Origin of the sequence: Bradyrhizobium tunisiense (assembly GCF_042263385.1) — a bacterium.
Lineage (GTDB): Bacteria > Pseudomonadota > Alphaproteobacteria > Rhizobiales > Xanthobacteraceae > Bradyrhizobium > Bradyrhizobium tunisiense.
The window spans coordinates 292,127-317,896 of sequence record NZ_JBHLEV010000007.1; the positions used below are offsets into that span (position 1 = coordinate 292,127).

23 protein-coding genes are annotated in these 25,770 nt (G+C 65.5%); 9 read left to right on the top strand and 14 right to left on the bottom strand.

Annotated elements, in window-relative coordinates; genetic code table 11:
- On the bottom strand, positions 1-477 hold the full coding sequence (locus tag ACFDR6_RS27725; RefSeq protein ID WP_212091565.1) for an acyl-CoA thioesterase: 477 nt from the start codon (positions 475-477) through the stop codon (positions 1-3).
- 181 nt (positions 478-658) lie between these two features.
- Between ACFDR6_RS27725 and ACFDR6_RS27730 the strand changes: the two genes are divergently transcribed.
- Positions 659-1,687, top strand: coding sequence for an NAD(P)/FAD-dependent oxidoreductase (locus ACFDR6_RS27730; RefSeq protein WP_212091567.1), 1,029 nt, complete (start codon positions 659-661; stop codon positions 1,685-1,687).
- Between the two features lie 107 nt (positions 1,688-1,794).
- Complete coding sequence (locus tag ACFDR6_RS27735; RefSeq protein ID WP_317243326.1) at positions 1,795-2,388, top strand: DUF2147 domain-containing protein; 594 nt, start codon at positions 1,795-1,797, stop codon at positions 2,386-2,388.
- A 282-nt stretch (positions 2,389-2,670) separates the two neighbouring features.
- Here ACFDR6_RS27735 and ACFDR6_RS27740 read toward each other — a convergent pair whose 3' ends face one another.
- From ACFDR6_RS27740 to ACFDR6_RS27750, 3 genes are all read right to left on the bottom strand, one after another.
- Positions 2,671-2,940 (bottom strand): hypothetical protein, encoded by a 270-nt coding sequence (locus ACFDR6_RS27740; protein WP_375860220.1) that lies wholly within the window; start codon positions 2,938-2,940, stop codon positions 2,671-2,673.
- A 186-nt stretch (positions 2,941-3,126) separates the two neighbouring features.
- Entirely contained in the window at positions 3,127-4,491 is a 1,365-nt protein-coding gene (locus tag ACFDR6_RS27745; protein ID WP_212091573.1) for a sensor histidine kinase, read from the bottom strand.
- On the bottom strand, positions 4,488-5,168 hold the full coding sequence (locus tag ACFDR6_RS27750) for a response regulator transcription factor (protein WP_212091575.1): 681 nt from the start codon (positions 5,166-5,168) through the stop codon (positions 4,488-4,490). The genes ACFDR6_RS27745 and ACFDR6_RS27750 overlap by 4 nt, the downstream gene beginning before the upstream one ends.
- Positions 5,169-5,516: 348 nt before the next feature.
- Here ACFDR6_RS27750 and ACFDR6_RS27755 point away from each other — a divergent pair, with 348 nt between their 5' ends.
- Together ACFDR6_RS27755 and ACFDR6_RS27760 are read left to right on the top strand one after the other, a co-directional pair.
- Positions 5,517-6,404: a MipA/OmpV family protein gene (locus tag ACFDR6_RS27755; RefSeq protein ID WP_375860221.1), complete on the top strand. Its 888-nt coding sequence runs from the start codon at positions 5,517-5,519 to the stop codon at positions 6,402-6,404.
- 6 nt (positions 6,405-6,410) lie between these two features.
- Positions 6,411-7,151, top strand: a complete 741-nt coding sequence (locus tag ACFDR6_RS27760; protein WP_375860223.1) for a hypothetical protein — start codon at positions 6,411-6,413, stop codon at positions 7,149-7,151.
- A gap of 19 nt (positions 7,152-7,170) precedes the next feature.
- On the opposite strand, the gene garD is transcribed toward ACFDR6_RS27760, so the two are convergent.
- The 8 genes from garD to ACFDR6_RS27800 all read right to left on the bottom strand — a co-directional run bounded on the left by garD (position 7,171) and on the right by ACFDR6_RS27800 (position 18,578).
- A complete protein-coding gene (gene garD / locus ACFDR6_RS27765; protein ID WP_375860224.1) occupies positions 7,171-8,712 on the bottom strand; it encodes a galactarate dehydratase in 1,542 nt (513 codons plus the stop codon).
- A 121-nt stretch (positions 8,713-8,833) separates the two neighbouring features.
- Positions 8,834-10,282 carry an aldehyde dehydrogenase family protein gene (locus tag ACFDR6_RS27770; protein WP_212091584.1) on the bottom strand — a complete coding sequence of 483 codons (1,449 nt, stop codon included), beginning with the start codon at positions 10,280-10,282 and terminating at the stop codon, positions 8,834-8,836.
- A 17-nt stretch (positions 10,283-10,299) separates the two neighbouring features.
- Positions 10,300-11,643 carry a glucarate dehydratase gene (gene gudD / locus ACFDR6_RS27775; protein WP_375860225.1) on the bottom strand — a complete coding sequence of 448 codons (1,344 nt, stop codon included), beginning with the start codon at positions 11,641-11,643 and terminating at the stop codon, positions 10,300-10,302.
- A gap of 24 nt (positions 11,644-11,667) precedes the next feature.
- The gene (gene kdgD / locus ACFDR6_RS27780; protein ID WP_375860227.1) at positions 11,668-12,612 is read right to left on the bottom strand and encodes a 5-dehydro-4-deoxyglucarate dehydratase; all 945 of its coding nucleotides are present in this window, start codon (positions 12,610-12,612) and stop codon (positions 11,668-11,670) included.
- Positions 12,613-12,743: 131 nt separating this feature from the next.
- The gene (locus ACFDR6_RS27785; RefSeq protein ID WP_212091598.1) at positions 12,744-13,649 is read right to left on the bottom strand and encodes a LysR family transcriptional regulator; all 906 of its coding nucleotides are present in this window, start codon (positions 13,647-13,649) and stop codon (positions 12,744-12,746) included.
- 124 nt (positions 13,650-13,773) lie between these two features.
- The gene (locus tag ACFDR6_RS27790; RefSeq protein ID WP_212091600.1) at positions 13,774-15,126 is read right to left on the bottom strand and encodes an MFS transporter; all 1,353 of its coding nucleotides are present in this window, start codon (positions 15,124-15,126) and stop codon (positions 13,774-13,776) included.
- Positions 15,127-15,451: 325 nt separating this feature from the next.
- Positions 15,452-17,404 (bottom strand): SGNH/GDSL hydrolase family protein, encoded by a 1,953-nt coding sequence (locus tag ACFDR6_RS27795; RefSeq protein WP_317243335.1) that lies wholly within the window; start codon positions 17,402-17,404, stop codon positions 15,452-15,454.
- 91 nt (positions 17,405-17,495) lie between these two features.
- Positions 17,496-18,578, bottom strand: coding sequence for a lysylphosphatidylglycerol synthase transmembrane domain-containing protein (locus ACFDR6_RS27800; protein ID WP_212091611.1), 1,083 nt, complete (start codon positions 18,576-18,578; stop codon positions 17,496-17,498).
- A 426-nt stretch (positions 18,579-19,004) separates the two neighbouring features.
- Here ACFDR6_RS27800 and ACFDR6_RS27805 point away from each other — a divergent pair, with 426 nt between their 5' ends.
- Both ACFDR6_RS27805 and ACFDR6_RS27810 read left to right on the top strand, forming a co-directional pair.
- On the top strand, positions 19,005-19,511 hold the full coding sequence (locus ACFDR6_RS27805; RefSeq protein ID WP_375860228.1) for a YciE/YciF ferroxidase family protein: 507 nt from the start codon (positions 19,005-19,007) through the stop codon (positions 19,509-19,511).
- A 243-nt stretch (positions 19,512-19,754) separates the two neighbouring features.
- A complete protein-coding gene (locus ACFDR6_RS27810) occupies positions 19,755-22,154 on the top strand; it encodes an EAL domain-containing protein (RefSeq protein WP_375860229.1) in 2,400 nt (799 codons plus the stop codon).
- A 3-nt stretch (positions 22,155-22,157) separates the two neighbouring features.
- On the opposite strand, the gene ACFDR6_RS27815 is transcribed toward ACFDR6_RS27810, so the two are convergent.
- Positions 22,158-22,592: a hypothetical protein gene (locus tag ACFDR6_RS27815; protein ID WP_375860230.1), complete on the bottom strand. Its 435-nt coding sequence runs from the start codon at positions 22,590-22,592 to the stop codon at positions 22,158-22,160.
- 73 nt (positions 22,593-22,665) lie between these two features.
- On the opposite strand from ACFDR6_RS27815, the gene ACFDR6_RS27820 reads away from it, so the two are divergent.
- Entirely contained in the window at positions 22,666-23,253 is a 588-nt protein-coding gene (locus ACFDR6_RS27820; RefSeq protein ID WP_375860232.1) for a hypothetical protein, read from the top strand.
- Between the two features lie 62 nt (positions 23,254-23,315).
- Positions 23,316-23,915 (top strand): YdcF family protein, encoded by a 600-nt coding sequence (locus tag ACFDR6_RS27825; RefSeq protein ID WP_375860233.1) that lies wholly within the window; start codon positions 23,316-23,318, stop codon positions 23,913-23,915.
- A gap of 1 nt (position 23,916) precedes the next feature.
- On the opposite strand, the gene ACFDR6_RS27830 is transcribed toward ACFDR6_RS27825, so the two are convergent.
- Complete coding sequence (locus ACFDR6_RS27830; RefSeq protein WP_212091624.1) at positions 23,917-25,260, bottom strand: aminotransferase-like domain-containing protein; 1,344 nt, start codon at positions 25,258-25,260, stop codon at positions 23,917-23,919.
- Positions 25,261-25,444: 184 nt separating this feature from the next.
- On the opposite strand from ACFDR6_RS27830, the gene ACFDR6_RS27835 reads away from it, so the two are divergent.
- Positions 25,445-25,681 (top strand): DUF1127 domain-containing protein, encoded by a 237-nt coding sequence (locus ACFDR6_RS27835; RefSeq protein WP_212091626.1) that lies wholly within the window; start codon positions 25,445-25,447, stop codon positions 25,679-25,681.
- Positions 25,682-25,770: the final 89 nt, after the last annotated feature.

The window sequence follows — 25,770 nt, forward strand, 5'->3', positions numbered from 1 at the left end:
TCAAACAGACTGACTGCTCGGCGGCACGACCTCGATGCCGCGCTTGTGCCAGGGTCTGAGCTTCTCGACGATCTCCGCGCTGAGCGGCGCAGGCCGCCGCGTCGCCTCGTCGAGCATGACGCCGACCGACATCGCCGAGGCGATGCACTTTCCTTCCGAGAACACGACCTGCTCGAAGGTCACTGACGTTCGCCCTAACTTCACCACGCCAAGGCCGAGCTCGATCGTGCCCGGCCAGTGCAGTTCGGCGCGAAAATGCATGTCGAGCCGCACCATGATCCAGGCGAGGCCCGGCGGGGTCAGGCCGTACTGAGGAAGCTTCATCAGCGTGACACGGCCGGTCTCGAAATAGGTGGCGTAGACCGCGTTGTTGACGTGCTGGTTGGGATCGAGATCGCCGAAGCGGACATTGTCGCTGAGGCGGAAGGGAAAGTCCTCCAGGCGCGGCGTGGTGTCGAGGCGGCTTGGTGCGTTCACCGATTGATCTCCGTCATATCCTTGCACGTTACAGCCCACTTATCCTGTCCCGGCAAGTGGGCGCGGCGGCGGGGCCTCCCGCTTTTATGCCTTCCCTGATCCATCCCCGTTGGCTAGACAGGCAGGGTCACCTCGGCCCGAAGGGCGCCGTCCAACCGATAACGATCGATAAAGAGACGACATGAGCGACGTGATCAAAACCGACGTGCTGATTATTGGCGCCGGCCCCTGCGGTCTGTTCGCCGCCTTCGAGCTCGGCCTTCTCGACATGAAGGCGCATTTCGTCGACATCCTCGACAAGGTCGGCGGCCAATGCGCCGAGCTCTATCCGGAAAAGCCGATCTACGACATTCCCGGCATTCCGCAGGTTTCGGGGCAGGGCCTCACCGACGCGCTGATGGAGCAGATCAAGCCGTTCCATCCGACCTTCCATCTCGGCGAGATGGTAGAGACCGTGGAGAAGATCGGCGATCCCCTGTTTCGCTGCACCACGGATGCGGGCAAGGTGTTCGAATGCAAGGTGCTGGTGATCGCGGCCGGTGGCGGCTCGTTCCAGCCCAAGCGTCCGCCGGTGCCGGGCATCGAGGCCTATGAAGGCACGTCAGTCCATTACGCCGTGCGCAAGATGGAAACGTTCCGCGACAAGAACGTGCTGATCGTCGGCGGCGGCGATTCCGCGCTCGACTGGACGCTCAATCTGCATCCGATCGCCAAGCGCATCACGCTGTTGCATCGACGCGACGAGTTTCGCGCCGCGCCCCACAGCGTCGAGCAGATGCGCGCGCTGGTTGCCGCCGGCAAGATGGATCTGCGGCTCGGCCAGGTCACGGCGCTCTCGGGCGCCGAGGGCAAGCTCGCCGGCGCCACCATCAAGGGCAACGACAACAATGTGAGCGACATTTCCTGCGACACCATGCTGCCGTTCTTCGGACTGACCATGAAGCTCGGCCCGGTCGCGAACTGGGGCATCGCGCTGGAGAACAATCTGGTGCCGGTCGAGACCTCCGCGTTCGAGACCAACGTGCCGGGCATCTTCGCGATCGGCGACATCAACACCTATCCCGGCAAGATCAAGCTGATCCTGTGCGGCTTCCACGAGGGTGCGCTGATGTCGCAAAAAGCCCATCGCTACGTCTTTCCGGATAAGCGGCTCGTGTTCCAGTACACGACGTCATCCTCCAGCCTGCAAAAGAAGCTGGGTGTCAACTGACGGCAGCGGAGCGGGGGAGGCGATGCCCCATGTTTCTGGTGCTGGAGCTGTTCGCGAAATCGCCGTAGTCTGCGGCCATTCCGGTCATGGAATAGCAAGGTGATCTAATGCGGAATTCTCCCAGCTTTCGGCTGCCCTTCCTCGCGCTGGCATTGTCGCTCGCGGCGGTGACGCCGTCTGCGGCGCAGACCGCCGAGCCCACGGCGGCGGGCCTCTGGCAGAAGGTCGAAGACGGCAAGACGGTCGGATGGTTCCTGTTCGTCGACCGTAGCGGCGTCTTCGAAGGCGTGATCGCGAAGACCTTCCCGCGGCCCGGCGACGATCCGAACGAGGTGTGCTCCAAGTGCACGGACGACCGCAAGAACGCGCCGGTGCTCGGCATCTCCTTCGTCCGTAACATGAAGCGCGAAGGCCTGAAGTACGAAGGCGGCAACGTGCTCAATCCGCGTGACGGCCAGATCTGGAAGGCCAACATGAAGGTCAGTCCCGATGGCCAGACCCTGACGCTGCGCGGCTATCTCGGATTTTCGCTGCTCGGCAAGGACGAGACCTGGACGCGCCTGCCTGACGCCAACATCGCCCAGGTCGATCCCGCCATCGTGGCAAAATATCTGCCCGCGCAGGCTGCGGCCACCAAGCCGCCGGCACCCGCGCCGAAGAAGAGCGGCGGCGGGATGATGGCGCCGGCGCCCAAGCAATAGAGGCGTCTGCTCGCGCGTCCTGCCCCGACCGGCTGTCGCGCCACGCATCGCCGTCGCCCCTTGCGAGGAAATTCGACGGCGTTTGCGCATGCGCTGTTTCGTTTGGGCAGCATCTGAACGCGCGTGCCATTCCGATTGGTGCGGGGAGAGGCCGTCACGCCCGGCGTGTCCCGTGCATCCACATTCTTCGTGCAGCGGAGCAAGACGTGGATGGGCCGGGACAAGCCCGGCCATGACGTTTCAGCACAAAAAGAGTGATTGTTGTTGGATGACGAGAAAGGCTTAGCGCGCCTGGCTCTCGGAACCCGCGCTCGCAAGCTGCTTGACGCGCGGCGACAGCACCGAGACCTGCGCGGGCGAGGCCGGCATGCCGGCGACGATCATCGCGGGCGCAGCCGACTGCTCCTCGACGCCGCCGCTGCCGAGCACCTGCACTTGCGTCGCCGAGATCGGAAACGACGTCACTTCGTAAGAGGGAAGCTCGCTGCCGAAGGCACTGGTCGAGCTCGCAATCACAGCGGCGGCGACGGCAATCATTGTGAAAACACGCATTGGAAATCTCCGTTGAAGATGTCAATCGGAGGTTTGGTCGTGACGGTGCAGGAACAGGTTCGCGCGTGTGCGAACATTCGATTGGCCTTGGGCGCAATATTGGTTGCCTGATGCGAAAGGACGAAACGATGAAGAAGCTTTTCGCGCCAGTGTTTCCGGACGGTTTCGCGGATCGGTACGCCTCGCTTAGTGCTCTTGCAGATCGGGCTGCGGGGCTTTGACCGGCGCGATGGCCGCGGGAAAGCGCAGGCTCATGGTCGTGCCGCGGCCGGGCGTGGAAGCAATGACCAGCTCGCCGCCATGAGCGGCCATGATCTCGCGGACGATCGACAGGCCGAGGCCCGCGCCGTCGCCGGCCGCGTTGCCGGTCTGAAACGGCTCGGTCAGCCCGAGTTCGGCGCCATCGGGCAGGCCCGCGCCGTCGTCGTGAATGGAGATGCCATCGCGGCTGAGCGTGGCGACGATGCGTTGCGCGCCATGGGCGTGGATGAGCGCGTTTCCGACGAGATTGGCGAGCGCGCTGCGAATCGCGGCGTCCACGCCTTGCACCAGGAGCGGACCTTTCCCGTCCTGCTCCAGCGCGAGCTCGATGCCGGCGTCCAGTGCCGAGGGACCGAAATCGGCCAGCACGTCGAGCGTGATCTGGGCGAGATCGATCGGCCGCTTCTCGATCGCATGATTTTGCAGCCGGGCCAGGTCGAGCATGGCGGAGACCAGTGACGTCAGGCGCCTGACGTCGCGCACCAATTCGGCCTTCAGCGCCGGCTCGGGCACGTCCTCGATCTTCGCACGCAGCAGCGTGAGCGGCGTGCGGAGTTGATGGGCAGCGTTGCCGAGAAAGCGGCGTTGCATCCTGATGTAGGCGTCGATCTCGCCGAAGGCACGGTTCAACGCCTCGACCAGCGGCTTCAGCTCGTAAGGAACCTCCGACAAGGATATCGAGCCTTGCGGCGCCGACGGATCGATCGCGAGGGCGCGCTTCGCGACCCGCTCGATCCCCCGTGAGACGAAACGAGCGGCGAGGGCCGAACCGATCGCGACGGTCGCAGCAAAGGCCAGTGCCACCAGGATGATCGAAAAGACCCTTCGCAGGAGAAAAGTCCTTGCAATCCGGCCAAAGCGGACCTGAGGCTCGCCCACCATCATCGCGAGCCGCAACGAGCCCCGTTGCACGGCGGAGAGACAGAAGGTGCTGTTCTGGTCGAGCGTGCTGAAGACGGACGAGCCGACGGGCCCGTGGTAGGGAAACACGAAGGGGAGGGCGGGCCGATGTTCGCTGCCGTACTCGCTGAGCAGGTCGCCCGAGGATACGACGTACCAGAGGTTTGGACTGTCCGCCTTCAGTTCCTCGAGGGCAGGAGTCGAACGCACCGTCAGCTTTTGCCCTTCGATCACCGTCGCGCGATCGAGAATGGCGGCCACGACCTGGCAGGACCTGAATTCGCGTTCCTCGGTCGGGTAGCGCCAGATGAAGATGCTGAGCATGATCAGGAAGATCGCCGTGGCGGCGATGCCGAGCGACAGTGCAAACGTCCGGGCGATCGACCTCATCGAGGTGTTGCCAGCCGCAGGATATATCCGATGCCGCGCATGCTGCGGATTTCGACGTCGCCGCCGAGTTCAGCCAGTTTCTTGCGCAGGCGTGAGACCTGCGATTCGAGTGTGTTGGACTCGATCTCGTCGTCGAAGCCGTAGATCTCCTCGATCAGGGCGGCGCGGGTGATGACGCGGTCGCGCCGCATCAGCAGCGCTCCCAGGATCAGGGCCTCACGCCGCCGCAGCAGAATTTTGGTGTCGGCGACGACGGCCTCGTTGCTGCCGAGATGCAGCTCGACATTGCCGAGCGACAGCACCGAGGGCGCGAGCAGCCGGGGCCGCCGCAGCACCGCGCGTACCCGCGCGAGCAGCTCCTGCGGCTCGAACGGCTTGCCGAGATAATCGTCAGCGCCGCCGTTGAGACCATCGACGACATCCTCCGTGGCGTCCCTGGACGTCAGCATGATGATCGCGGGGCGGTCGGGCGATTGGCTCAGCGCCGTGACCACCTGGAGCGCATCGCCGTCGGGCAGCATCCGGTCGATGATCGCGAGATCATATTTGAAGTTGCTCAGCGCCTGGCGGGCATCGGCAATCGAGCTGACGAGATCGACGATCCCGTGCAATTGCCCGAGCAGGCGGCTGACATAAGCGCCGATCTGCGGTTCGTCTTCGATCACAAGGGAGCGCACGCGGGTCGTCCTTGACTGTGCTGGCAACAGAACCCGAGCGTGACGCTCCCTGGCCGAAGTCTGGCGTTTCGGCTCGTGCGCAGGGTTCCCATAAAGGCAGCGAGCTTGGCGAATAAAAGGCAGACGCAAGCGGGCTGATCGGCACTGCCGGCCAAAGTTTGGGCGCATGGGCGCCTGTCGGCAATGTTCGGGCAATATTGGTTCGGCGAGCCATGCGCAGCACACGCCGGGAGCGGATTGTCTCAGCGGCTCTCGCCTTGCAATCTTGGGGCAATTTTGCCGGACCACATGCTGAGGCTCCGAACCACATCAGTCGACCAGGCCAGCAAGGCCGGTCCGGGGCCCGTAATGAAGCATCTTGACGAAGCCGCCTTCCGCCTCACGGTGAATGCGCGGCTGACCATCGCCCTCCTTACCGCACTCGGTGCGATCGCGACCATTCCACAACCGGCATCGGCGCAGACCCCGGTCACGCTGCCCGCGCCGCCGTTCGAGCTGCCGATGCTGCCTTCGCCCTCGGGCAACTGGACCGTCATGGTCGGCATCGGCGGACAGTACATGCCCAATTTCGTCGGGTCGAACGACGGGAAATTCCTCCCGATTCCGATCTTCACCATCCGTCGTGCCGGATCAGTCGACCAGTTTCGTGGGCCGCGCGACAGCGCCAGCATCGCGCTGCTCGACGTCGGCAATTTTCGCGCCGGCCCTGCGTTCAAATACGTCGCCTCGCGCAAGGCTGACAAATATGCGGAGCTGACAGGCCTCGGCAATGTCGATGCCGCATACGAGCTCGGCGGCTTCGTCGAATATTATCCCGTGGACTGGCTGCGCCTGCGCAGCGAATTGCGCCAGGGTATCGGCGGCCACACCGGCACGGTCGCCGACGTCTCCGCCGACGTCATCGTTCCGCTGATTCAAAGGCTCACCATCTCGGCCGGTCCGCGCTTCACCTGGAAGAGCACCAACGCGACCGCGCCGTATTTCGGCGTCGACGCTGCGCAGGCGCTGGCGTCGGGGTTGGCGAGGTACGATGCCAGGGGCGGCGCACACTCGGTCGGCTTCGGCAGCCAGATCTCCTACCGCATCAATCCGCAGTGGGAGGTTCACGCCTATGTCGAGTACGAGAAGCTGCTCGGCGACGCCGCGGACAGCCCGCTGGTCAAGCTGCGGGGATCGTCGAACCAGACCACCGTTGGACTCGGCGCGTCCTATTCGTTCGACTTCAGGATTCGGTAGCTCGCCATGCGCCGCACTGCTTTTCTATGGATTGGCCTCGCGGCCGCTTGCGTCGCCCTCGGCGCCGCCGCGGCCTTCGAGACGCGCGCGAGCCGTCTCCAGGCAATCAAGACCGTCGGCATCGTCTCGGCCATCGGCGAGGAAATGAGCCTGATGCAAGCCGGACTGACCGGCCTTGGCAACAGCGCGCAAAGCGTGTCGATCAGCGCATGGGGTCTGGACGAGCTGATCGTCCAGCAGGCAACGAAGCTGCTCGCCGGACGTTTTCGCGTGCAGCCGGTGACCTACAGGCGCGCGGCATTCGCTGCGATCCGGGATTCGGCGGTTGCGCCCGTCAATCTGCTGCGGAGCGATCCGTTCAAGGAGCTGGTTCGCAGCGACATCACCCCGCAGGGGCTGGATGCCTATATCGTCATCACCCGGGCAAGATCGAAACTCGGAAATGGACGCAGCGTCGAGGGCGTCGGCTTCGCCGAATACCGGACGCTGCTTGCAAACTACGGCCTGATCCACGCGTTGTACGAAGTGCGCGTCATCGAGGGCAAATCGTTCGACGTGATCGAGAAGCGGGCGGCCGCGCCGCTCGACAATACCGGGACCGTCAGCGTCGCAGGCCCGAGCGGCCAGGTCGACGACATGTTCGACGGACCGGCTGCAAGTGAACGGCTGCGCGCGGCGATTGCGGACCTGATCACGCGCAGCCTGCCCGTCACGCTGGGCGACATGCATCTGATCGACAGGCAGTGATCGACCGACTCCGCGGCGCTCAGGTCACCGGCGCCGGATTGAACAGCGTGAGATCGTTGTGGATGCCCCAGCGATCCGACCATGGTTTGGTGCGGCCAGAGGCGACGTCGAGGATCAGGCGGAACAGGTCCCAGCCGGTTTCCTCGATGGTCTTCTCGCCGGTGGCGATGCGGCCGGCGTCGAAGTCGATCAGGTCCTTCCAGCGCCGGGCGAGCTCGCTGCGGGTCGCGACCTTGATCACGGGCGCTGCCGCGAGCCCGTAGGGCGTGCCGCGGCCGGTGGTGAACACTTGCAGCGTCATGCCCGAGGCGAGCTGCAGCGTGCCGCAGATGAAGTCGGAGGCGGGCGTCGCCGCGAACAGCATGCCCTTCTGCGTCGCCTTTTCGCCGGGCGAGAGCACGCCGGTGATTGCGGAGGAGCCGGACTTGACGATCGAGCCCAATGACTTCTCGACGATGTTGGCGAGGCCGCCCTTCTTGTTGCCGGGCGTGGTGTTGGCGCTGCGGTCGGCGCCGCCACGGGCGAGATAGGAATCGTACCAGGCCATTTCGCGCACCAGCGCGCGGCCGACGTCCTCGTTGACGGCGCGCCGCGTCAGCAGCTGGATGGCATCGCGCACTTCGGTCACTTCCGAGAACATCACGGTAGCGCCCGCGCGCACCAGGAGGTCCGCGGCGAAGCCGACGGCGGGGTTGGCGGTGACGCCGGAGAAGGCGTCGCTGCCGCCGCATTGCAGGCCGATGACGAGATCGGAGGCCGGGCAGGTCTCGCGCTGGCGGGCGTTGAGCACCTTCAGCCGGGATTCGGCCTGGGACATGATCGCATCGACGATCGCGCCGAAGCCGTCGAAGGCTTCGTCCTGCATCCGCACGATGGCATCGCTGACGCCTTCGGGCACCAACCGCTCCGGCGCGAGCTTCTCGCAGCCGAGACCGATGACCAGGATCTCGCCGCCGAAATTCGGGTTCAGCGCGATGTTCTGCAGCGTTCGGATCGGCACCACCGCGTCGGGCGCGGTGATGGCGACGCCGCAGCCATAGGCATGCGTCAGCGGCACGACATCGTCGACGTTGGGGTACTTGGGCAGCAGTTCGGCGCGGATGCGCTTCACCGCATATTCCATCGTGCCCTTGACGCATTGCACGGAGGAGGAGATGCCCAGAATATTTTTCGTGCCGACCGAGCCGTCCCGATTGCGATAGCCCTCGAAGGTGAAGCCCTCGAGCGGCGGCAGCGGCGCCGGCACGGCGGTGGAGATTTCGAGCTTGTCGAGGTCAGGAGCCTCCGGCATGCGGATGCGCGCCTCGTCCACCCATTCGCCGGCCGAGATCGGCGACAGCGCATAGCCGATGATTTCGCCATAGCGGATGATCGGCGCGCCTTCGGCGATATCGACAAGCGCCGTTTTGTGCCCCTGCGGCACGAAGGCGCGCAGCGTCAGCCCGCAGGCAAAGCGGGAGCCGGCGGGAAGCCCGAAATCATTGACCACGATCGCGACATTGTCGCGCTCGTTGAGCTTGATATAGCGGGGCTGCTCTTTCGCTGCGACGTCCTGGTCCATCTGGGCTTGCCTCCGAAGCCGTAGGGTGGGCAAAGGCGCATCGCGCCGTGCCCACCACGCTTCACATCAGACGTAAGCGGTAGGCACGCTTCGCTTTGCCCACCCTACGAGATCTTCCCGGTCAGCCCGGGAACGTATAAGCCGTCTTCACCGTGGTATAGAACTCGCGCGCATACGAGCCCTGTTCGCGGGCGCCGTAGCTCGAGCCCTTTCGGCCGCCGAACGGCACGTGGTAGTCTACGCCGGCGGTCGGCAGATTGACCATCACCATGCCGGACTCGCTGTTGCGCTTGTAGTGCGAGGCGTATTTCAGGCTGGTGGTGCAGATGCCCGAGGCGAGGCCGAACTCGGTGTCGTTGGAGATCGCCAGCGCCTCTTCGTAGTTCTTCGCACGGATCACGGCGGCGACCGGTCCGAAGATTTCCTCGCGCGCGATGCGCATGTTGTTGTTGGCTTCGGTGAACAGCGCCGGCTGGAGGTAATGGCCGGGGCTCTCGCGCTTGAGCAGCTCGCCGCCGAAGGCGAGCTTGGCACCCTCGTCCTGGCCGATCTTGATGTAGCGCAGGTCCTGGTCGAGCTGGCTCTGGTCGACCACGGGGCCGATATGCACGCCGGCCTTGAGCGCGTCGTCGACCGACAGGCTGTTGAGGCGCTCGGCCACCGCCGCGACGAAGCGATCGTGGATGCCTTCGGTGACGATCAGGCGGGAGGAGGCCGTGCAGCGCTGGCCGGTGGAGAAATAGGCGCCGTTGACGGCGACTTCGACGGCGGTCTTGAGATCGGCGTCATCGAGCACGACCAGCGGATTCTTGCCGCCCATTTCGAGCTGGAATTTCTTCATCGGGTTCGAGAGCACGCAGGCCTGCGCGATCTTGCGCCCGGTTTGCACCGAGCCCGTGAAGGAGATCGCGGCGACGTCCGGGTGATCGAGCAGGGTCTGTCCGACCACCGAGCCCGAGCCGACCACGAGGTTGAACACGCCGGCGGGAATGCCGGAGCGGGTGATGATCTCGGACAGCGCATGCGCCGAGCCCGGCACCAGTTCGGCCGGCTTGAACACCACGGTGTTGCCGTAGCACAGCGCCGGCGCGATCTTCCAGGCAGGGATGGCGATCGGGAAATTCCAGGGCGTGATCATGCCGACGACGCCCATCGGCTCACGGGTGAGCTCGACGTCGAGGCCGGGACGCACCGAGGCGCCCTTCTCACCGATCAGGCGCAGCGCCTCGCCGGCGAAGAACGCGAAGATCTGGCCGGCGCGGGCGACCTCGCCGATACCCTCGGGGAGGGTCTTGCCCTCCTCGCGCGCGAGCAGGCGGCCGAGCTCTTCCTTGCGGGCGAGGATTTCGAGCGAAATCTTGTTCAGCGCGTCGAAGCGCGCCTGCGGCGTCGACTGCGCCCAGGCGGGGAAGGCGGCCTTGGCGGCGGCGATCGCCTTCTCGGTCTGCGCCTTGTCGGCCTTGGCGTATTCGCCGACGACGTCGTTGGTGTTGGAGGGATTGATGTTCCTGGTGACGCCCGAGCCGTCGACCCATTCGCCGCCGATGAAGTTTTTAAGGATCGCAGTCATCGTTTCCTCCAGAGTGTTTACCGCACGAGGCAGGGACGCTTGTCGTCGAAGGTCCAGCCTGGGATCAGGTCCTGCATGGCAATAGCGTCATCACGGGCGCCAAGTCCATGCCGCTTGTAGAGGTCATGCGCCGCGTCGATAGCGGCCCTGTCGATTTCGATACCCAGCCCCGGCCTGTCGGGGACGGCAATCTTGCCGCCCTTGATCTGGAGCGGCTCTTTGGTCAGCGCCTGGCCGTCCTGCCAGATCCAGTGGGTGTCGATCGCGGTGACCTTGCCGGGCGCGGCGGCGCCGACATGGGTGAACATGGCCAGCGAAATGTCGAAATGGTTGTTGGAATGCGAGCCCCAGGTCAGGCCGTTGTCCCGGCAGGTCTGGGCGACGCGCACCGAGCCCTGCATGGTCCAAAAATGGGGATCGGCCAGCGGAATGTCCACTGCGCCGAGCCGCAGCGCATGGGAGAGCTGGCGCCAGTCGGTCGCGATCATGTTGGTTGCGGTGGGCAGCCCCGTGGCGCGGCGGAACTCGGCCATGATTTCGCGGCCGGAGAAGCCGGCCTCGGCGCCGCAGGGGTCCTCGGCATAGGCAAGGACACCGTGCATGCCCTTGCAGAGCCTGATCGCCTCGTCCAGCGACCAGGCGCCGTTGGGGTCTAGCGTGACGCGCGCGTTCGGGTAGCGCTTGGCGATGGCGGTGACGGCCTCGATCTCCTGCTCTCCGCGCAGCACGCCGCCCTTCAGCTTGAAGTCGGCGAATCCGTAATGGTCGTGGGTGGCTTCCGCGAGCCGCACCACGGTCTCGGGCGTCATCGCCTCCTGATGGCGGAGATTGAACCACTCTGGCTTGCCGGTCTCGCCCGCAACGTAGTCCAGCCTGCTCTTGCGGCGATCGCCGACGAAGAAGAGATAGCCCAGCGTCTCCACGCTGCTGCGCTGCAGGCCTTCGCCGAGCAGCGCCGCGACCGGCAGGTTGAGGTGCTGCCCGAGCAAATCGAGCAGCGCAGATTCGATCGCGGTCACGGCGTGGATCATGACGCGGAGGTCGAACGTCTGCTTGCCGCGGCCGCCGGCATCGCGGTCGGCGAAGGCCGTGCGGATTTCGGCGAGGATGTTGTTCATCGCGCCGACGGTCTTGCCGATGACGAGATCGCGCGCGTCCTGCAGCGTCTGCCAGATCTTCTGCCCGCCCGGCACCTCACCGAGGCCGGTGTGACCGGCATTGTCGGTGAGGATGACGATGTTGCGGGTGAAGAACGGCGCGTGCGCACCGCTGAGGTTGAGGAGCATGCTGTCGCGGCCCGCGACCGGGATCACCTGCATCGCCGTGATAACAGGTGCGCCGGAAATATTGGTCTGGGCCATCGAACGCTCCTCGCTGTCGGCGTCCTATTCTGCAGCCTGTTGTGACGATCGGATGGCGGGCAGATTCTTCACCAGCGCGGTCACCTCCGCGATCTCCTGCTCGGTGAGGTCGGTCAGCGGCGGGCGGACCGGGCCGGAATCGCGGCCGATCACCTTCATGCCGGCCTTGATGATCGAGACCGCATAGCCCTTCTTGCGGTTGCGGATCGCGATCAGCGGCAGGATGAAATCCTTCAGCCCGGCCTGGATCGTGGCGTGGTCGCGCTTGCGCACGGCCGTGTAGAAATTGGTGGCGAATTCCGGCACGAAGTTGAACACGGCGGAGGAATAGGTCGTCACGCCCATGTCGAGATAGGGCAGGGCGAAGGTCTCGGCCGTCGGCAGGCCGCCGACATAGGTCAGGCGGTCGCCGAGCTTGGTGTAGACGCGGGTCATCAGCTCGATGTCGCCGATACCGTCCTTGTAGCCGACGAGGTTCGGGCAGCGCTCGGCGAGACGCGCGAGCGTGTCGGGCTGGAGGATGGCGTTGTCGCGGTTGTAGACGATGACGCCGATCTTCACGGCGGCACACACTGCTTCGACATGGGCGGCAAGGCCGTCCTGCTCGGCGTGAGTGAGATAGGGTGGCAGCAGCAGCAGGCCGTCGGCGCCGGCCTTTTCCGCGCCAATCGCGATCTCTCGGGCGATCGCGGTGCCATAGCCGGTGCCGGCGAGCACGGGCACGCGACCCTTGGTTTCGTCGACGGCAATCTTGACGACTTCGGGAACCTCGGTCGGCGTCAGCGAGAAGAACTCGCCGGTGCCGCCGGCGGCGAACAGGCCGGCGACGTCATAGCCGCACAACCAGTCCATGTTGGAGCGGTAGGTCGCCTCGTCGAAGGAGTAGTCCGCCCTGAACGGCGTGACGGGAAAAGACAGGAGGCCGGATCCGATCTTCTGGGCCATTTCCTGCGGGGTCATCTTGCTCACGGGCGCTGTTCCCTTCGTGCGTGTTGTGGAGGACGCGGTCCTCGATGCCTGCGCGTCCATGCGCCGTGATTTAGGAGACCGTTCGATGCGGGTCCAAGCCAAAGCCTATATCGACCGATGCGGATTGAGCATCAATCTTCCGCCACCTCCGCGGAGGACAGTTCACCGGCGATCTTGACCAGTGCCGAGAGCAGCGGATTCTCGTCGTCGCGGCGCCAGACCATGAACAGCTCGACCGGTACGCGGCCCCGCAGCTTCAGCGGCCGCAGCCGGACGTCGGAGATCTTCAGGCCCGCAGCCGCGGCCGGCACGATGGCAAGGCCGAGGCCGGCGCGGACCATCGCCAGGATCGAGTGGATCTGGCTGAGATGCTGGACGTAGCGCGGCAGCACGTCGGCGCGGGTGAATTGCGCCACCAGGAGATCGTGGAAGTAGCGGCTCTCATAGGGCGAATACATCACGAAGGGCTGGTCGTCGAAATCCTTGATGGTGATGCTCTCGGCATTCGCGAGCGGATGCTTCTTCGGGATCGCGGCGAGCAGGGGCTCGGCGACGACGCGGCGGCTGGCGAGTTCGGGCCGCGCGATCGGCGGCCTGAGCAGGCCGGCGTCGATCTGGCCCGAGGTCAACGCCTCGAACTGGTCGCCCGACACCATCTCCTTCAGCGAGAAGTCGACCTCGGGCAGCTTGGCGCGGCACGCCGCGACGAGCTCGGGCAGGAAGCCATAGGCGGCGGCCGCGGTGAAGCCGATCTTCACCGACCCCGTCTTGCCGAGCGCGATGCGGCGAGCGACTTGCGAAGCGCTTTCCGCGAGCTTGAGGATGCGGCGCGCCTCCGGCAGGAAGCTTCGTCCCGCAGGGGTGAGACGGACCGAGCGGCTGGTGCGCTCCAGCAGCGGCGCATCGATGATGTGCTCGAGCACCTGGATCTGCCGGGACAGCGGCGGCTGGGTCATGTTCAGCCGCGCGGCGGCGCGGCCGAAATGCAGTTCTTCCGCCACCGTGACGAAACAGCGGAGCTGGTTGAGGTCGAACATCGATACATGCCTTAGATGGATAAGGCGTTTCCCTGGCACTTCTAGCATCGATCACCCCCAAAAACAAAGACGGCGGCTTTGAGGGCCGCCGTTGAGTTGCCTGGTCGAGCTCCCATGGGAGCCCTCAGGAGGAACGTTTGAGCGTCACCCGCTCGATCTTGCCGACGATGACGAGATAGGCGAAGGCGGCCACCAGCGCGTTGAGGCCGACGAACACCAGTGCGCCGTTGAACGAGCCGGTCGCGGCCAGGATGTAGCCGATCACGATCGGCGTGGTGATCGAGGACAAATTGCCGAAGGTGTTGAACAGGCCGCCGGAGACGCCGCCGGCTTCCTTCGGCGAGGTGTCGGACACGACCGCCCAGCCGAGCGCACCGATGCCCTTGCCGAAGAAGGCTAGCGCCATGAAGCCGACCACCAGCGCCTGTCCGTCGACATAGTTGCAGGCGACGATCGACATCGACAGCAGCATGCCGCCGACGATCGGAATCTTGCGCGCCATGGTCAGCGAGCCGGTCCTGCGCAGGATCGCATCGGAGATGATGCCGCCGAGCACGCCGCCGATGAAGCCGCACAGCGCCGGCAGCGTCGCGACGAAGCCGGCCTGCAGGATCGACAGGCCGCGCTCCTTGACGAGATAGACCGGGAACCAGGTCAGGAAGAAATAGGTCAGCGTGTTGATGCAGTATTGGCCGAGATAGACGCCGAGCATCATGCGGTTGGAGAGCAGCTGGCGGATGTGGTGCCAGCCGGAGCCGGCCTCGGGCGAACGCGCGCGCGGCAGATCGTCCTTGGGCGCATCGAGATCGACCAGCGCGCCGCCTTCCCTGATGTAATCGAACTCGGCCTCGTTGATCGAGGGATGCTCCTTCGGTCCGTAAATGGTCTTGAGCCAGACCAAGCCCATGACGATGCCGAGCGCGCCCATCACGAAGAACACGAAGCGCCAACCATAGGCGTGCGCGATCCAGCCCATCAGCGGCGCGAAGATCACGGTGGCGAAATACTGTCCCGAGTTGAAGAAGGCCGATGCCGTGCCGCGTTCGTTGCTTGGAAACCAGGCCGCGACGATGCGGGCATTGGCGGGGAAGGAGGGCGCTTCCGCGACGCCGACAAGGAGGCGGAGAGCGAACAGCACGACGACGGCCGCGCCGGCGCTGAGAAAGCCGATCCAGCCCTGCATCAGCGTGAACAACGACCAGATGATGATGCTGAAGGCATAGACGATGCGCGAGCCATAGCGGTCGAGCAGCCAGCCGCCCGGCACCTGCGCCACGACATAGGACCAGCCGAAGGCCGAGAAGATCCAGCCCATTGCGACGGGATCGAGATGCAGCTCCTTGGAGAGCGCGGGGCCTGCGATCGACAGCGTGGCGCGGTCGGCATAATTCACGGTGGTGACCAGGAACAACATGGTCACGATGAACAGCCTGACGCGAGATCTCCTCGCATCCGCTGTGGACACCACTGCGCTCATCAGGCGCCTCCTTGAACTCGACCCGTTTCCCCGAGACGAGTCCTAGAGGCGCGCGCGGCAAAGTGTCCAAGCTCAAGGCAGTATCGATCGATGCCGTTTTTGGATTGATGAAAGGCAGGTCGGGGGGAACGATGATGGCGCGAGGAGAACGTGCGAGCGGTCGTGATGCGCAAGATGATGCCGCACACACCGCTGTCATTCCCCGCGAAGGCGGGGAATCCAGTACGCCGCGGCTTCTCGATTCATCACTATTGTCTCGGCGTACTGGATCGCCGGATCAAGTCGGGCGACGACACCGAGTGTGTGGAACGAGCTCGCGTCTGCGCTACTGCCTTGCGCTCGGCAACAGCTGCGGCAGGGATCCGCGCGTCACGCCCGGCGGCACGGCGTCGAGCCCGAGCACGGCGCTTGCGGCGGGCAGCGCTGCATCCGCCATCGCGGCATGACCTTCCGCGCTCGGATGCACGGCGCCGCCATAGACGGCGGAGAGCACGCCCCAGGTCGCGTCGTGGATGTCGGTCGGCTGGCTCGCGGCCGGCAGTCCTTGCGGATAGGTCATCGCCGCAAAATAGCTGTCATTGGCATCGCGGATCCAGCGCGCGCGGGGCAGGTAGGCGCGGTATTCCGAGGCGCCGCGGCCGCACAGCATCGGCTGGTTCGCTCCGCTCACGATGTCGGGATTGAAGCTCTGGCCGTTCTCGGCGAAGCAGCTGCGGTCGAATTCGGGATCGTTGCCGGAATGGGCGCAAAAGCCGTGATCGGCGAACGCGGCCTGGTGCGCATCGACGAACGTCATGCGATCGGCTTCGGGATCGCGGCACAGCGCGCCGCGCGTGCAGGTGGCGAGGCCCTTCAGCTGCGGCAGAAATTCAGTGTCGACGAAGGTCGAGACGCGGGCAAGGCGCTGTGGGTCGGCGTTGAACGACGGATGGATGTCGAAGCCGGCCCGACCGCCGCGGCAGGGCACGCCGCCGTCGGCGAGCGCTGGGTTGGCATAGGAGACATAGACCACGTGCGAGAGGTCGCCGTCGACCAGGGGCTTCAGTGCCTCGCGCAGCTTGACGAAATTCTGCGGCAGCTCGCGCGCCAGCGCATCACGGGAATCGTCGACGCTCGCCATCACCCCGGAGCGGCGGAACAGCGTGCGCTCGGTCGGGGTCTCGACGATCACGTCGGCGACGAGACCGGAGAAATAGACGTCGTTGGCACCCACCGAGAGCAGCACCAGGTCGAGTGTGCGGTCGGGCTGGCGCTTCTTCGCCGCGGTGAGCGCTTCGCGCAGCTCGGCGACCTGGGCGTTCACGCTGGTGTTGCAGACGCCGGTCTTGCCGGGCGGGCACTCGCGGGCTCGCTGCGAGCCTAGCAGCCCGTCGCCGATGCTGGCGCCGGTGCAGGCGAGCGGCAGGTAGGTCACGGCGATATGGGTGTAACGCACGGCGAGCGCCAGCGCGGTGCGCGTCTGGTAGCTGTACAGCGAGCGGTGGCAGGGCGCGTTGAACCAGAGCGCGCTGTAGCGTTGCCAGTTGGCAAGCGTATCCGGCGCCTCGCAGGCGCGGCCGCCCTTGAAGCCCTGGCGGCTCGGCCGGTAATATTGCGCACCGGCGGTGCCGAGGTAGGAGCGGAAGCAGAAGCCTTCGTCGGACAGCGCCAGCGGACGGTCCGGATTGCCTTCGCCCGAGGCGATGCTGTCCCCGAGGCCGGCGACGAAAATGTCGCGGACCTGGATCTCGGTCTGGACGCGCTGGGTCGGATCGGAGCCGGAGGAGACGTCGACGGTTGCGACCGTCTGCTTGCCGTAGCGGACGCGCAGGTTGATCGGCTCGGCGCAGTCGAAGGTCGATTGTTGCGGGCCGTCGCCGTCGTCGAACGACCAGGCGCAGGTGGCGCCGACCGGCACCGCGCCAACGAGGCGCACGGTGACCGGGTGGTCGATCGGGGTGAGGTAGTTTTCCTTGGTGTTGTCGCGGGTGCAGGGCTGGTTGACCCGGCCCTGGAGGTCGATGCAGAGGCGGTTGACCATGTTGCGGGCCCAGCCGCGGCCTTCGCTCTGGAGCTCCAGCGATTGTTCGGCGGCCAGGATGTTGCGGTTGCGCGCGTTCTCGACATGGAGCAGGAAGTCGCGCTCCTCGCGGAACAGCCGGAAACGGTTGCGCACCTCCCAGCTGATCTGCAGGGCGCCGGCGTCCTGAGCGACGGCGCGCTCGGGCAGCAGGGCGACCAGAATCGCCGCAAGCAGCAGGGCGCCTGCGGAAAGGGAACGAAGGGGGCGAGGGATCATGGCCCGCGTGTTCAACGGCAAAGTTGAGGCGGAAATAAGAGAGGATCGCTCCCCCGCCTGCAACCTTTGTCTCACGGGTTCGAGGATCCGCCTACCGCTTGCCGGCCTGCCGCAGCGCCCGTTCACGCTCCATCCCGGCCACCTGCTTGGGCAGATTGGCCTGGGCGCAGGCCTCCGCCAGCCGCCGCCGCTCCTGCCAGGGGGCGACCACGTTCATCCAGAGCTCGCGCGTGCCCATGATGGAGATGGCGAGGCCGAACGGGATCACGAAATAGAGGATGCGGAACACCAGCAGCGTCGCCAGAAGCTCCTCGCGGCCGAACTGGGGCAGCGCCACCAGCATGGCGGCATCGAACACGCCGATCGACCCGGGCGCATGGCTGGCAAAGCCGATCAGCGTCGCCAGGATGAACACCACGGCAAGCGACATGAAGTCGATCGGCGGATTGGCAGGCATCAGCAGATACATTGCCAGGGCGCAGAAGCCGAGATCGACCACGCCGATCAGGATCTGCACCAGGGTCAGCGGCGCCGAGGGCAGCACCACCTTCCACCCCTTCTGGCCGAGCTCCCGCCGCTTCTCGCCCATGCACAGCCAGACCAGATACGCGCCGATCGAGGCAAGGCCGCCGAGGGCGATCAGCCGGTTGATCGACGGGGGAAGCTGATCCATCGAGGACGCCGCATCCGGATGGATGGCCAGGCCGATCGAGAGCACGAAGATGTTACCGAGCCAGAAGGTCAGGCCCGACAGGAAACAGATCTTGGCGACGTCGATCGCGTTCAGCCCGTAATCCGAATAGATCCGGAAACGGATCGCGCCGCCGGTGAAGACGGTGGCGCCGATATTGTGACCGATCGAATAGGACGTGAAGCTGGAGAGCGCCGCGATGCGATAGGGCACGTGCTTCTTGCCGATCGTTCGCAGTGCGAAATAGTCGTAGAAGGTCAGCGTGCAGAACGCGAAGAAAACGCAGACTGCCGCGAGCCCGATGCTCCCGCGGGGAATTTCGGTCAACGCGGTCAGGATGACCCCGGTATCGATGCCCTTGAGGGTCCGCACCAGCGTGGTGATCGCGAAGGCGATGATGAAGATGCTCGCGGCGACTCCGAGCCGTCGCCAGCCGATCCATCTCTTGAAGCCGCGCTTCAGCGCGGTCAGCAGTCCGTGCATTCATCCTCCCGGCGGGGGGCAAGACCGACCGGGCCAGGCATTGGCCAATCGGGTGCGATGATGGCCATAGGCAGGCATCGATCGCTAGGCATGATCCGGCTCATTTAAGGCAAAAACACCGGCTTGTGCAGCCCTTGACAACAATAGGTTCTGCGCAGGACCGGCCATTTTGTCATACGCGGTTCACATCGGAAGGCGCGTTAAGCATATGAGTCGTGAAATCGGCCGGCTCGTGCGTTTCGAATGTTGAGATGATCTCAGATCCCCCCTTGGTCCGCGTTGCTCCAGCGCAAGCCATACGGGCTTTTTTGGAACGTCGCTGCCGTGCGCTCGTTGTGCCTCATCAGCAACCGAACATGGCGGAATAAGCGGCTTTTCGTGCAGGCCGCTGCCGTGTTGTTCCAGAGAAACCGAGAGGACGGAACGATGGGACTGTTCACAAAAGACATCAAGACCATGAACGACCTGTTCGTGCACCAGCTCCAGGACATCTATTATGCCGAGCAGCAACTGACCAAGGCGCTGCCGAAAATGGCAAGCAAGGCCACTGATCCGCAACTGAAACAGGGCTTTTTGACGCACCTCGAGGAAACCAAGCAGCACGTCGCTCGGCTCGAGAAGGTCTTCAAGATGCATGGCGTTCCCGTGAAGGCGGTCGACTGCCCGGCGATCGACGGCATCATCGAGGAGGCCGACGAGACCGCCGGCGAGGTCGCCGACAAGGCGGTGCTCGATGCCGCGCTGATCAACGCGGCGCAGGCCGCCGAACATTATGAGATCGTACGCTACGGCAGCCTGATTGCCTGGGCCAGGCAGCTCGGCCGCAACGACTGCGCCAGTGTGCTCGCCAAGACGCTCGAGGAAGAGAAGGCGACCGACATGAAGCTGACGAAACTCGCCGAGAGCAAGGTGAACCTGCGTGCGGCGAGCTAAGCTGGCTTGACGGGAATGGCGCCGCGCGGTCATCCGCGCGGCGCTTGCATGCCTGCACCATATTCCGTCGTCCCCGAAGAGTGGCGTCGAGCCGTATGGCTGGCGCCTCTGTGCGCGCACGCGAGGATGAACAATCCGAGTGAATGGGCACATCTTCCGTTCACCATTGCCGCAACAGGCGCTTAGCCGGTTACCGACTGTCCACTTCTGTTGGTTGAAGTGCGGGTCCATAGGGGCCCGTGGATGTACCAAGTTCTCTACTGTCTTACCAAAGAGCACGATTTGCGGCTCGTCGCGCTTGGCGGCGCGGTGTGTCTGCTCGCCAGCGCGGCGGCGATCAGCCTGTTCCACCGGGCGCGCGCGACGCAGGGCACCGGGCGTCTGGCCTGGCTCGGCCTCGATGCCGCCGTCAGCGGATGCGGCATCTGGGCGACGCATTTCATCGCGATGCTCGCCTACGGGCCCGGAGGCGCGGGCGCCTACAACATTCCGGTGACGATCCTGTCGTTGATCTTGGCAATCTCCGTGACCTTCGTGGGGCTGAGCATCGCGGTATCGTCCTCGCGCGCGGTATGGATCGTCCTCGGCGGCGCCATCGTCGGCGCCGGTGTCGCGGCGATGCATTACACCGGCATGGCGGCGCTGGAGATGCCTGCGCGGGTGGACTGGATCGGAAGCACGGTCGCCGTCTCGGTGCTTTCAGGAATCTTCTTTGCGGCACTTGCGCTGTTCGTAGCGGCGCGCCGCGACGACCTCGTCCACGCGCTGGCGGCGACGGCCCTGCTGACGGTCGCCATCGTCGCGCATCATTTCACGGCCATGAGCGCGGTGCTGCTGACGCCGGATCCGACGCTCGCGATCGGAGGCCTGTCGATCCCGCCGGCCTCGCTGTCCTTCCTCACCGCCAGCGCTGCGGTCGCGATCATTGCGATCGCGCTCGTGGCCGCGCTGCTCGACCGTCGTGCCAGGGGCCAATTGGGTGCCCAGCAAATGGTGTTGGATACGGCACTCGAGAACATGTCGCAGGGGCTCTGCATGTTCGACGCCGACGGCAAGATCATCCTGTTCAACGAGCGCTATGCGGCGATGCTTCGCCGCACCGACATCGCGCTCACCGGCCGCCGGCTGGTCGACATCTTGCGGGACGAGCAGGCCAGGGGCCAGTGGCAGGGCGACGCGGACGAATTCTTCGCCCGCCTCGTCGCCGATGCGCGCGAGGGCCGCACCACGACCGACGTCGTCAGCCGGTTCGGCCGCTCCATCCGGGTGGTCAACCAGCCGATGCAGGGTGGCGGCTGGGTCGCGACCTTCGAGGACATCACCGAATGGCTGGAAGCGCAGGCCAAGATCTCGCACATGGCGCGCCATGACGCGCTGACCAGCCTGCCGAACCGCGTGCTGTTCCACGAGCAGCTCGAGCAGGGACTGCGCCGGACCAGGTCGGGCGATCAGCTCGCGGTGCTCTGTCTCGATCTCGATCGCTTCAAGGACATCAACGACTCGCTCGGCCATCCCATCGGCGATGCCCTGCTGAGGGAAGTCGGCCGCAGGCTGTCCCTCGCGGTCGGCGAAAGCGACACCGTGGCGCGGCTCGGCGGCGACGAGTTCGCCGTGGTCCAGATCGGACGCTCCGAGGAAGCCGCTGCGAGATCGCTTGCCGGCCGCCTCGTCGAGGTGATCTCGGCACCTTACGAGATCGACGACCATCAGATCGTGATCGGCGTCTCGATCGGCATCTCGCTGTCGCCGCAGGACGGCAACAATCCCGACGAGCTATTGAAGAACGCCGACCTCGCGCTGTACCGCGCCAAGGCCGACGGCCGCAGCACCTATCGCTTCTTCGAGACCGGCATGGACGCCCGCGCGCAGGCGCGTCGTCTCCTTGAAATGGATCTGCGCGCGGCGCTGCAGCGCGACGAATTCGAGGCTTATTATCAGCCGATCCGCGACGTGGCCAGCGGCCGCGTCGTCGCCTTCGAAGCGCTGCTGCGCTGGAACCATCCGCAGCGCGGCCTGATTGCTCCCATCGACTTCATTCCGCTGGCCGAGGAGACCGGACTGATCGTCCAGCTCGGCGAATTCGTGCTGCGCTCGGCCTGCATCGACGCGGCGACCTGGCCTGATGATGTCGACCTCGCCGTCAATTTGTCGCCGGTCCAGTTCAAGAATCCGAACCTGATCACATCCGTGATCGCGGCGCTAGCCGCCTCGGGACTGCCGGCGCGGCGCCTCGAGCTCGAGATCACCGAATCCGTGCTGCTGCAGAACAGCGAGGCGACGCTGACCACGCTGCACGAGCTGCGCGCCCTGGGCGTACGGATCTCGCTCGACGATTTCGGCACCGGTTATTCGTCGCTGAGCTATCTGCGCAGCTTCCCGTTCGACAAGATCAAGATCGACCGCTCCTTCGTGTCGGAACTGACGACGCGCGAGGATTCCATGGCGATCATCCGCGCCGTGACGGGCCTTGGCCGCAGTCTCGGGATCGTCACCACCGCGGAAGGCGTCGAGAACGATGCGCAGCTCGAGCTGCTCCGGCGCGAGGGCTGCACCCAGGCGCAGGGCTATCTGTTCAGCAAGCCGCGGCCCGCTTCCGATGTGGCGATGATGCTGGACCGCCCGCGGCTGCGCGTGTCTGCCTGATATTCAGCCGCGGCGCAGCGCGAAATGGGCCCCGCAGAACGCCATCACGGCGCCGAGGCATAGCGCGGCAAGCCCGGCCAGCACGCCCGAGACGCTCGGGATCGGGCTCGGTGCCGAAGCCGCCTGGCCCGCGCCAGCAAGCAGGAGCACGCCGACAGCGATCAGGAATTGCCGCATCCGCTGCGGGATCTGGCCGGAGACGGCGCTCTGCATCAATGTCGCCGTGAAATAGCCGCCGGAGAAGCCGACGGTCGCGATCAGCCACCACGCGATCGCCGCGCCGGCGGGAATGAACTCATGCGAGTCGGAGCGCCAGAGCCCGCCGAGGTCGAGCCCGTAGCGCGCGCCCAGCATGTGCACCGCGAGAGCGAGCAGTACGCCTGAGGTCATTGCGGCGCCGAGAATCAGGCGGCGCGGAAAAGAAATCGTCTCAGCCATGTCCCGCTTGTAGGATGGGCCAGGGCGGTCACGCAAGCGGGTCGCGGAGCGCGGGATTGGATTGATTGTGAGGATGCAGGATTCGGGAGCCGAGGCGGCGTCGGTCACGAGCTACGCCTACAAGGCGTCGCTGATCGGCTCGGCGCATCGCTTCGAGCTGACGGAGGAGGGGCTTTCCTGGCACATCGGCGGCCGCGCCGCGCTGTGGCCCTATGCCGAGATCGGCGCGATCCGGCTGTCGTTCCGCCCGGTCTCGATGCAGCAGCATCGCTTCCGCGCCGATGTCACCCACAGCAGTGGCCGCCGTATCACGATCCTGTCGACGAGCTGGCAGACCGCGGCGCTGATGGCGCCGCAGGACAACGGCTTTCGCGCCTTCATCGTCGAATTGCATGCGCGCATGGCCAAGGCCGGCAGCCGCGCGGTGCTGACCGCCGGGCTTGGCCGTGCGGCCTATGCGGCAGTGCTGGCGTTGCTCGCAATGCTGACGGTGGCGATGGCCGGCCTGTTGATCCGTGCCCTCGTGATCGGCGAGTTCGCCGGCGTGCTGTTCATCCTCGGCTTTGCCGCGCTGTTCGCCTGGCAGGTCGGCGGCTTCGTCAGGCGCAACCAGCCGCAGAGCTACAGTTTCGATCAGGTGCCGAAGGGCCTGCTGCCTTGAGTGCAATCGGCAGCAATCAAACGTGACTTCGCGTCGCGGCGCCGACGTCGCATCTTGCGTTCATGTCAGTCATGGACCGCAGCACCCGTCTGCCGACGGCAGATGAGATCGCCAGAATCAACCGCACCCATCTGATCGACACGCCGCTGCGGCCAGCCGACCTGCTGTTCATGTTCGGCACCCGCGAAGACGTGGGCTTACGTGCCGGCACTGCCGCAAGGCTCTGGCGCGAGGGTCTATTCCGCGGGTCGATTGTCAGCGGCGGTATGACGCCGGGCTCGGAGCAAACCGAGTGCACGATCATCAAGTCGGCGATGATCGCGGCGAGCATTCCGGCGGACGTTATCCTTGAGGAGCATCGCGCGATGAACACCGGCGAGAACGTGATCTTCTCGCTTCCGGTGATCGATGCCGCGCTCGGACTGCGGAACATCCGCAGCGTGATCTGCCTCGGCAACACCTGGACCGCGCGGCGTTACCCGATGACGCTGCAGAGGCATTGGCCGGAGGTCGAGAAGATGCTGCTCACTGTCGACAGCTTCGCGACGCCGCGTTCGCTCTGGCATACCGATGCCGAATTTCGCCGCCGCATGCTGCACGAATGGGACAAGATCGAGCCCTACAAAGCGAGGGGCTTCATCGCGGATTGGCCGGAGATCTGAGCTACTCCGTCGAGTCGAAATCCTCTTCCTTGGTGCCGAGCAGCGACACGATGGTGCGCAGGCCGGAATCGAGCTGCTCGAAGGTGGGTGGGGCGAGTGCGAGGCGCACCGCGTTCGGTGCGTGGCCGTGGGCGATGGCGAAGGTGGAGGACGGCGTCAGCGCGATGCCGCGCCTCGCCGCCGCCGCCACGAAGGTCTGCGAGCGCCAGTGCGGCGGCAGCGTCAGCCACAGATGGTAGGAGCGCGGGTCGGCGGCGAGCTGGTAGCCGGCCAGCAGCCGTGCAGCGGTCTGCTGGCGCCGGGCGGCGTCGATCCGCTTCAGCCGCGTCAGCTCGGCGACGGTGCCGTCGGCCATCAGCCGCTGCCCGGATGCGAGCGCGTAGCCCGAGGCGATCCAGCCGCCGGTCCGCACCGCGCTCATCACGCTTTCGCGCAAGCGAGGCGGCGCCACGAGGATCCCGAGCGCAAGGCCCGGCGCGACCTTCTTGGACAGGCTGTCGATCACGATGCAGCGGTCCGGCCCGAGGGCGGCCAGCGGCGTGTCGTCGGCGAGGAAGCCGTAGACGGCGTCCTCGATGATGGTGAGGTCGAGCTTCTCGGCGACGCGTATGATGTCGGCGCGCCGCGTCGCGGTCATGGTGACGCCGAGCGGGTTCTGGATGATGGGCTGGAGATACAGCGCCGACAGATGCGCCTCGCGATGCGCCTTCTGGATGGCGTCGGGCCGCGCGCCATGCTCGTCCATGGGAATCGGGACCAGCGTCACGCCGAGCCGCGCGGCGATGCTCTTGACGTAAGGATAGGTCAGCGCCTCGACGCCGCAGCGGCCGCCGGTCGGGACGAGTGCCGCGAGCGCGGCCGCGAGCGATTGCTTGCCGTTGGCGGTGAAGACGATCTGCTCGGCCTGCGGGGCGAAATCCTTCCGCGCGAGATAGGCGGCGGCGGCATTGCGCGCGCTCCTGGTGCCGGTGCTGGTCGAGACGCGCAGCGCGGATTCAAGTGCGTCGACGCGCTCGAGGCCCGCAAGGCTCTTGGCGATCATCGCCCATTGCTGCGGCAGCAGCGGATAATTGACCTCGAAATCGATCCGCGCATCGCGCGGCTCGCTCAAGGCCTCGACCTCGCGCCTGATGTCGCCGGAGATGAACGTGCCGCGGCCGACCTCGCCGACGACGAGCCCACGGCGGAGCAACTCCGTATAAACCCGGCTCGCGGTCGAGACCGCGATGCCACGGTCATAGGCAAAATTGCGCTGCGGCGGCAGGCGGTCGCCGGGCCTTAACGTGCCGTTAGCGATATCGACGGCAATGGCATCGGCAAGCTTCACGTACTCGAACTTGGACATTATTGCACCGAGAGCAATGTTTTACTTGCTCCGAGCAGTGTACTGGAGCATTTAAGTTCCATCAAGTTCCGCGATTGAGCCGAGGAGAGCGAGAGCAATCCGACGGCAATGAGGTGCAAGCGCTCGTAGCGTCTGCGCCAACGGCATCGGCTTCGCCGCGTGGGACGACTGCCGGAGAAGAAAAATGACCCTGATCTCACAAACTGCCGGGCGGAGCATACGCCCATCCTCATCGAGCGGATTTTTTGCAACGCTCGCCAGTGTTGTTTACGCGCTGTTCGATCGCCTGGAGCACCGCTCCGCCGTCAAGACCCTGAACGAGCTCGACGACCGCGCCCTGCGCGACATCGGGATTACGCGCAGCCAGATCGAGGACGCCGTCTACGGACAGGTCAAGACCGAGCTGACGCGATACCTGTGAGGCACGTGCGACGCTGATCCCTGCGTGTCCCGGACGCGCTGCAACGCGCAAGCGTTGCTGCGCAGAGCCGGGACCCAGCAGGCCACGCA

What these genes read in the sequence shown, in the direction of transcription:
- ACFDR6_RS27805 (WP_375860228.1), top strand. Translation starts at nt 19,005, where the DNA reads ATGGGACTGTTCACAAAAGACATCAAGACCATGAACGACCTGTTCGTG.
- ACFDR6_RS27810 (WP_375860229.1), top strand. Translation starts at nt 19,755, where the DNA reads ATGTACCAAGTTCTCTACTGTCTTACCAAAGAGCACGATTTGCGGCTC.
- ACFDR6_RS27820 (WP_375860232.1), top strand. Translation starts at nt 22,666, where the DNA reads ATGCAGGATTCGGGAGCCGAGGCGGCGTCGGTCACGAGCTACGCCTAC.
- ACFDR6_RS27760 (WP_375860223.1), top strand. Translation starts at nt 6,411, where the DNA reads ATGCGCCGCACTGCTTTTCTATGGATTGGCCTCGCGGCCGCTTGCGTC.
- ACFDR6_RS27755 (WP_375860221.1), top strand. Translation starts at nt 5,517, where the DNA reads ATGAAGCATCTTGACGAAGCCGCCTTCCGCCTCACGGTGAATGCGCGG.
- ACFDR6_RS27825 (WP_375860233.1), top strand. Translation starts at nt 23,316, where the DNA reads ATGTCAGTCATGGACCGCAGCACCCGTCTGCCGACGGCAGATGAGATC.
- ACFDR6_RS27795 (WP_317243335.1), bottom strand. Translation starts at nt 17,404, where the DNA reads ATGATCCCTCGCCCCCTTCGTTCCCTTTCCGCAGGCGCCCTGCTGCTT.
- ACFDR6_RS27800 (WP_212091611.1), bottom strand. Translation starts at nt 18,578, where the DNA reads ATGCACGGACTGCTGACCGCGCTGAAGCGCGGCTTCAAGAGATGGATC.
- ACFDR6_RS27830 (WP_212091624.1), bottom strand. Translation starts at nt 25,260, where the DNA reads ATGTCCAAGTTCGAGTACGTGAAGCTTGCCGATGCCATTGCCGTCGAT.
- ACFDR6_RS27745 (WP_212091573.1), bottom strand. Translation starts at nt 4,491, where the DNA reads ATGAGGTCGATCGCCCGGACGTTTGCACTGTCGCTCGGCATCGCCGCC.
- ACFDR6_RS27835 (WP_212091626.1), top strand. Translation starts at nt 25,445, where the DNA reads ATGACCCTGATCTCACAAACTGCCGGGCGGAGCATACGCCCATCCTCA.
- ACFDR6_RS27790 (WP_212091600.1), bottom strand. Translation starts at nt 15,126, where the DNA reads ATGAGCGCAGTGGTGTCCACAGCGGATGCGAGGAGATCTCGCGTCAGG.
- garD (WP_375860224.1), bottom strand. Translation starts at nt 8,712, where the DNA reads ATGGACCAGGACGTCGCAGCGAAAGAGCAGCCCCGCTATATCAAGCTC.
- ACFDR6_RS27815 (WP_375860230.1), bottom strand. Translation starts at nt 22,592, where the DNA reads ATGGCTGAGACGATTTCTTTTCCGCGCCGCCTGATTCTCGGCGCCGCA.
- gudD (WP_375860225.1), bottom strand. Translation starts at nt 11,643, where the DNA reads ATGGCCCAGACCAATATTTCCGGCGCACCTGTTATCACGGCGATGCAG.
- ACFDR6_RS27740 (WP_375860220.1), bottom strand. Translation starts at nt 2,940, where the DNA reads ATGCGTGTTTTCACAATGATTGCCGTCGCCGCCGCTGTGATTGCGAGC.
- ACFDR6_RS27730 (WP_212091567.1), top strand. Translation starts at nt 659, where the DNA reads ATGAGCGACGTGATCAAAACCGACGTGCTGATTATTGGCGCCGGCCCC.
- ACFDR6_RS27770 (WP_212091584.1), bottom strand. Translation starts at nt 10,282, where the DNA reads ATGACTGCGATCCTTAAAAACTTCATCGGCGGCGAATGGGTCGACGGC.
- ACFDR6_RS27785 (WP_212091598.1), bottom strand. Translation starts at nt 13,649, where the DNA reads ATGTTCGACCTCAACCAGCTCCGCTGTTTCGTCACGGTGGCGGAAGAA.
- ACFDR6_RS27735 (WP_317243326.1), top strand. Translation starts at nt 1,795, where the DNA reads ATGCGGAATTCTCCCAGCTTTCGGCTGCCCTTCCTCGCGCTGGCATTG.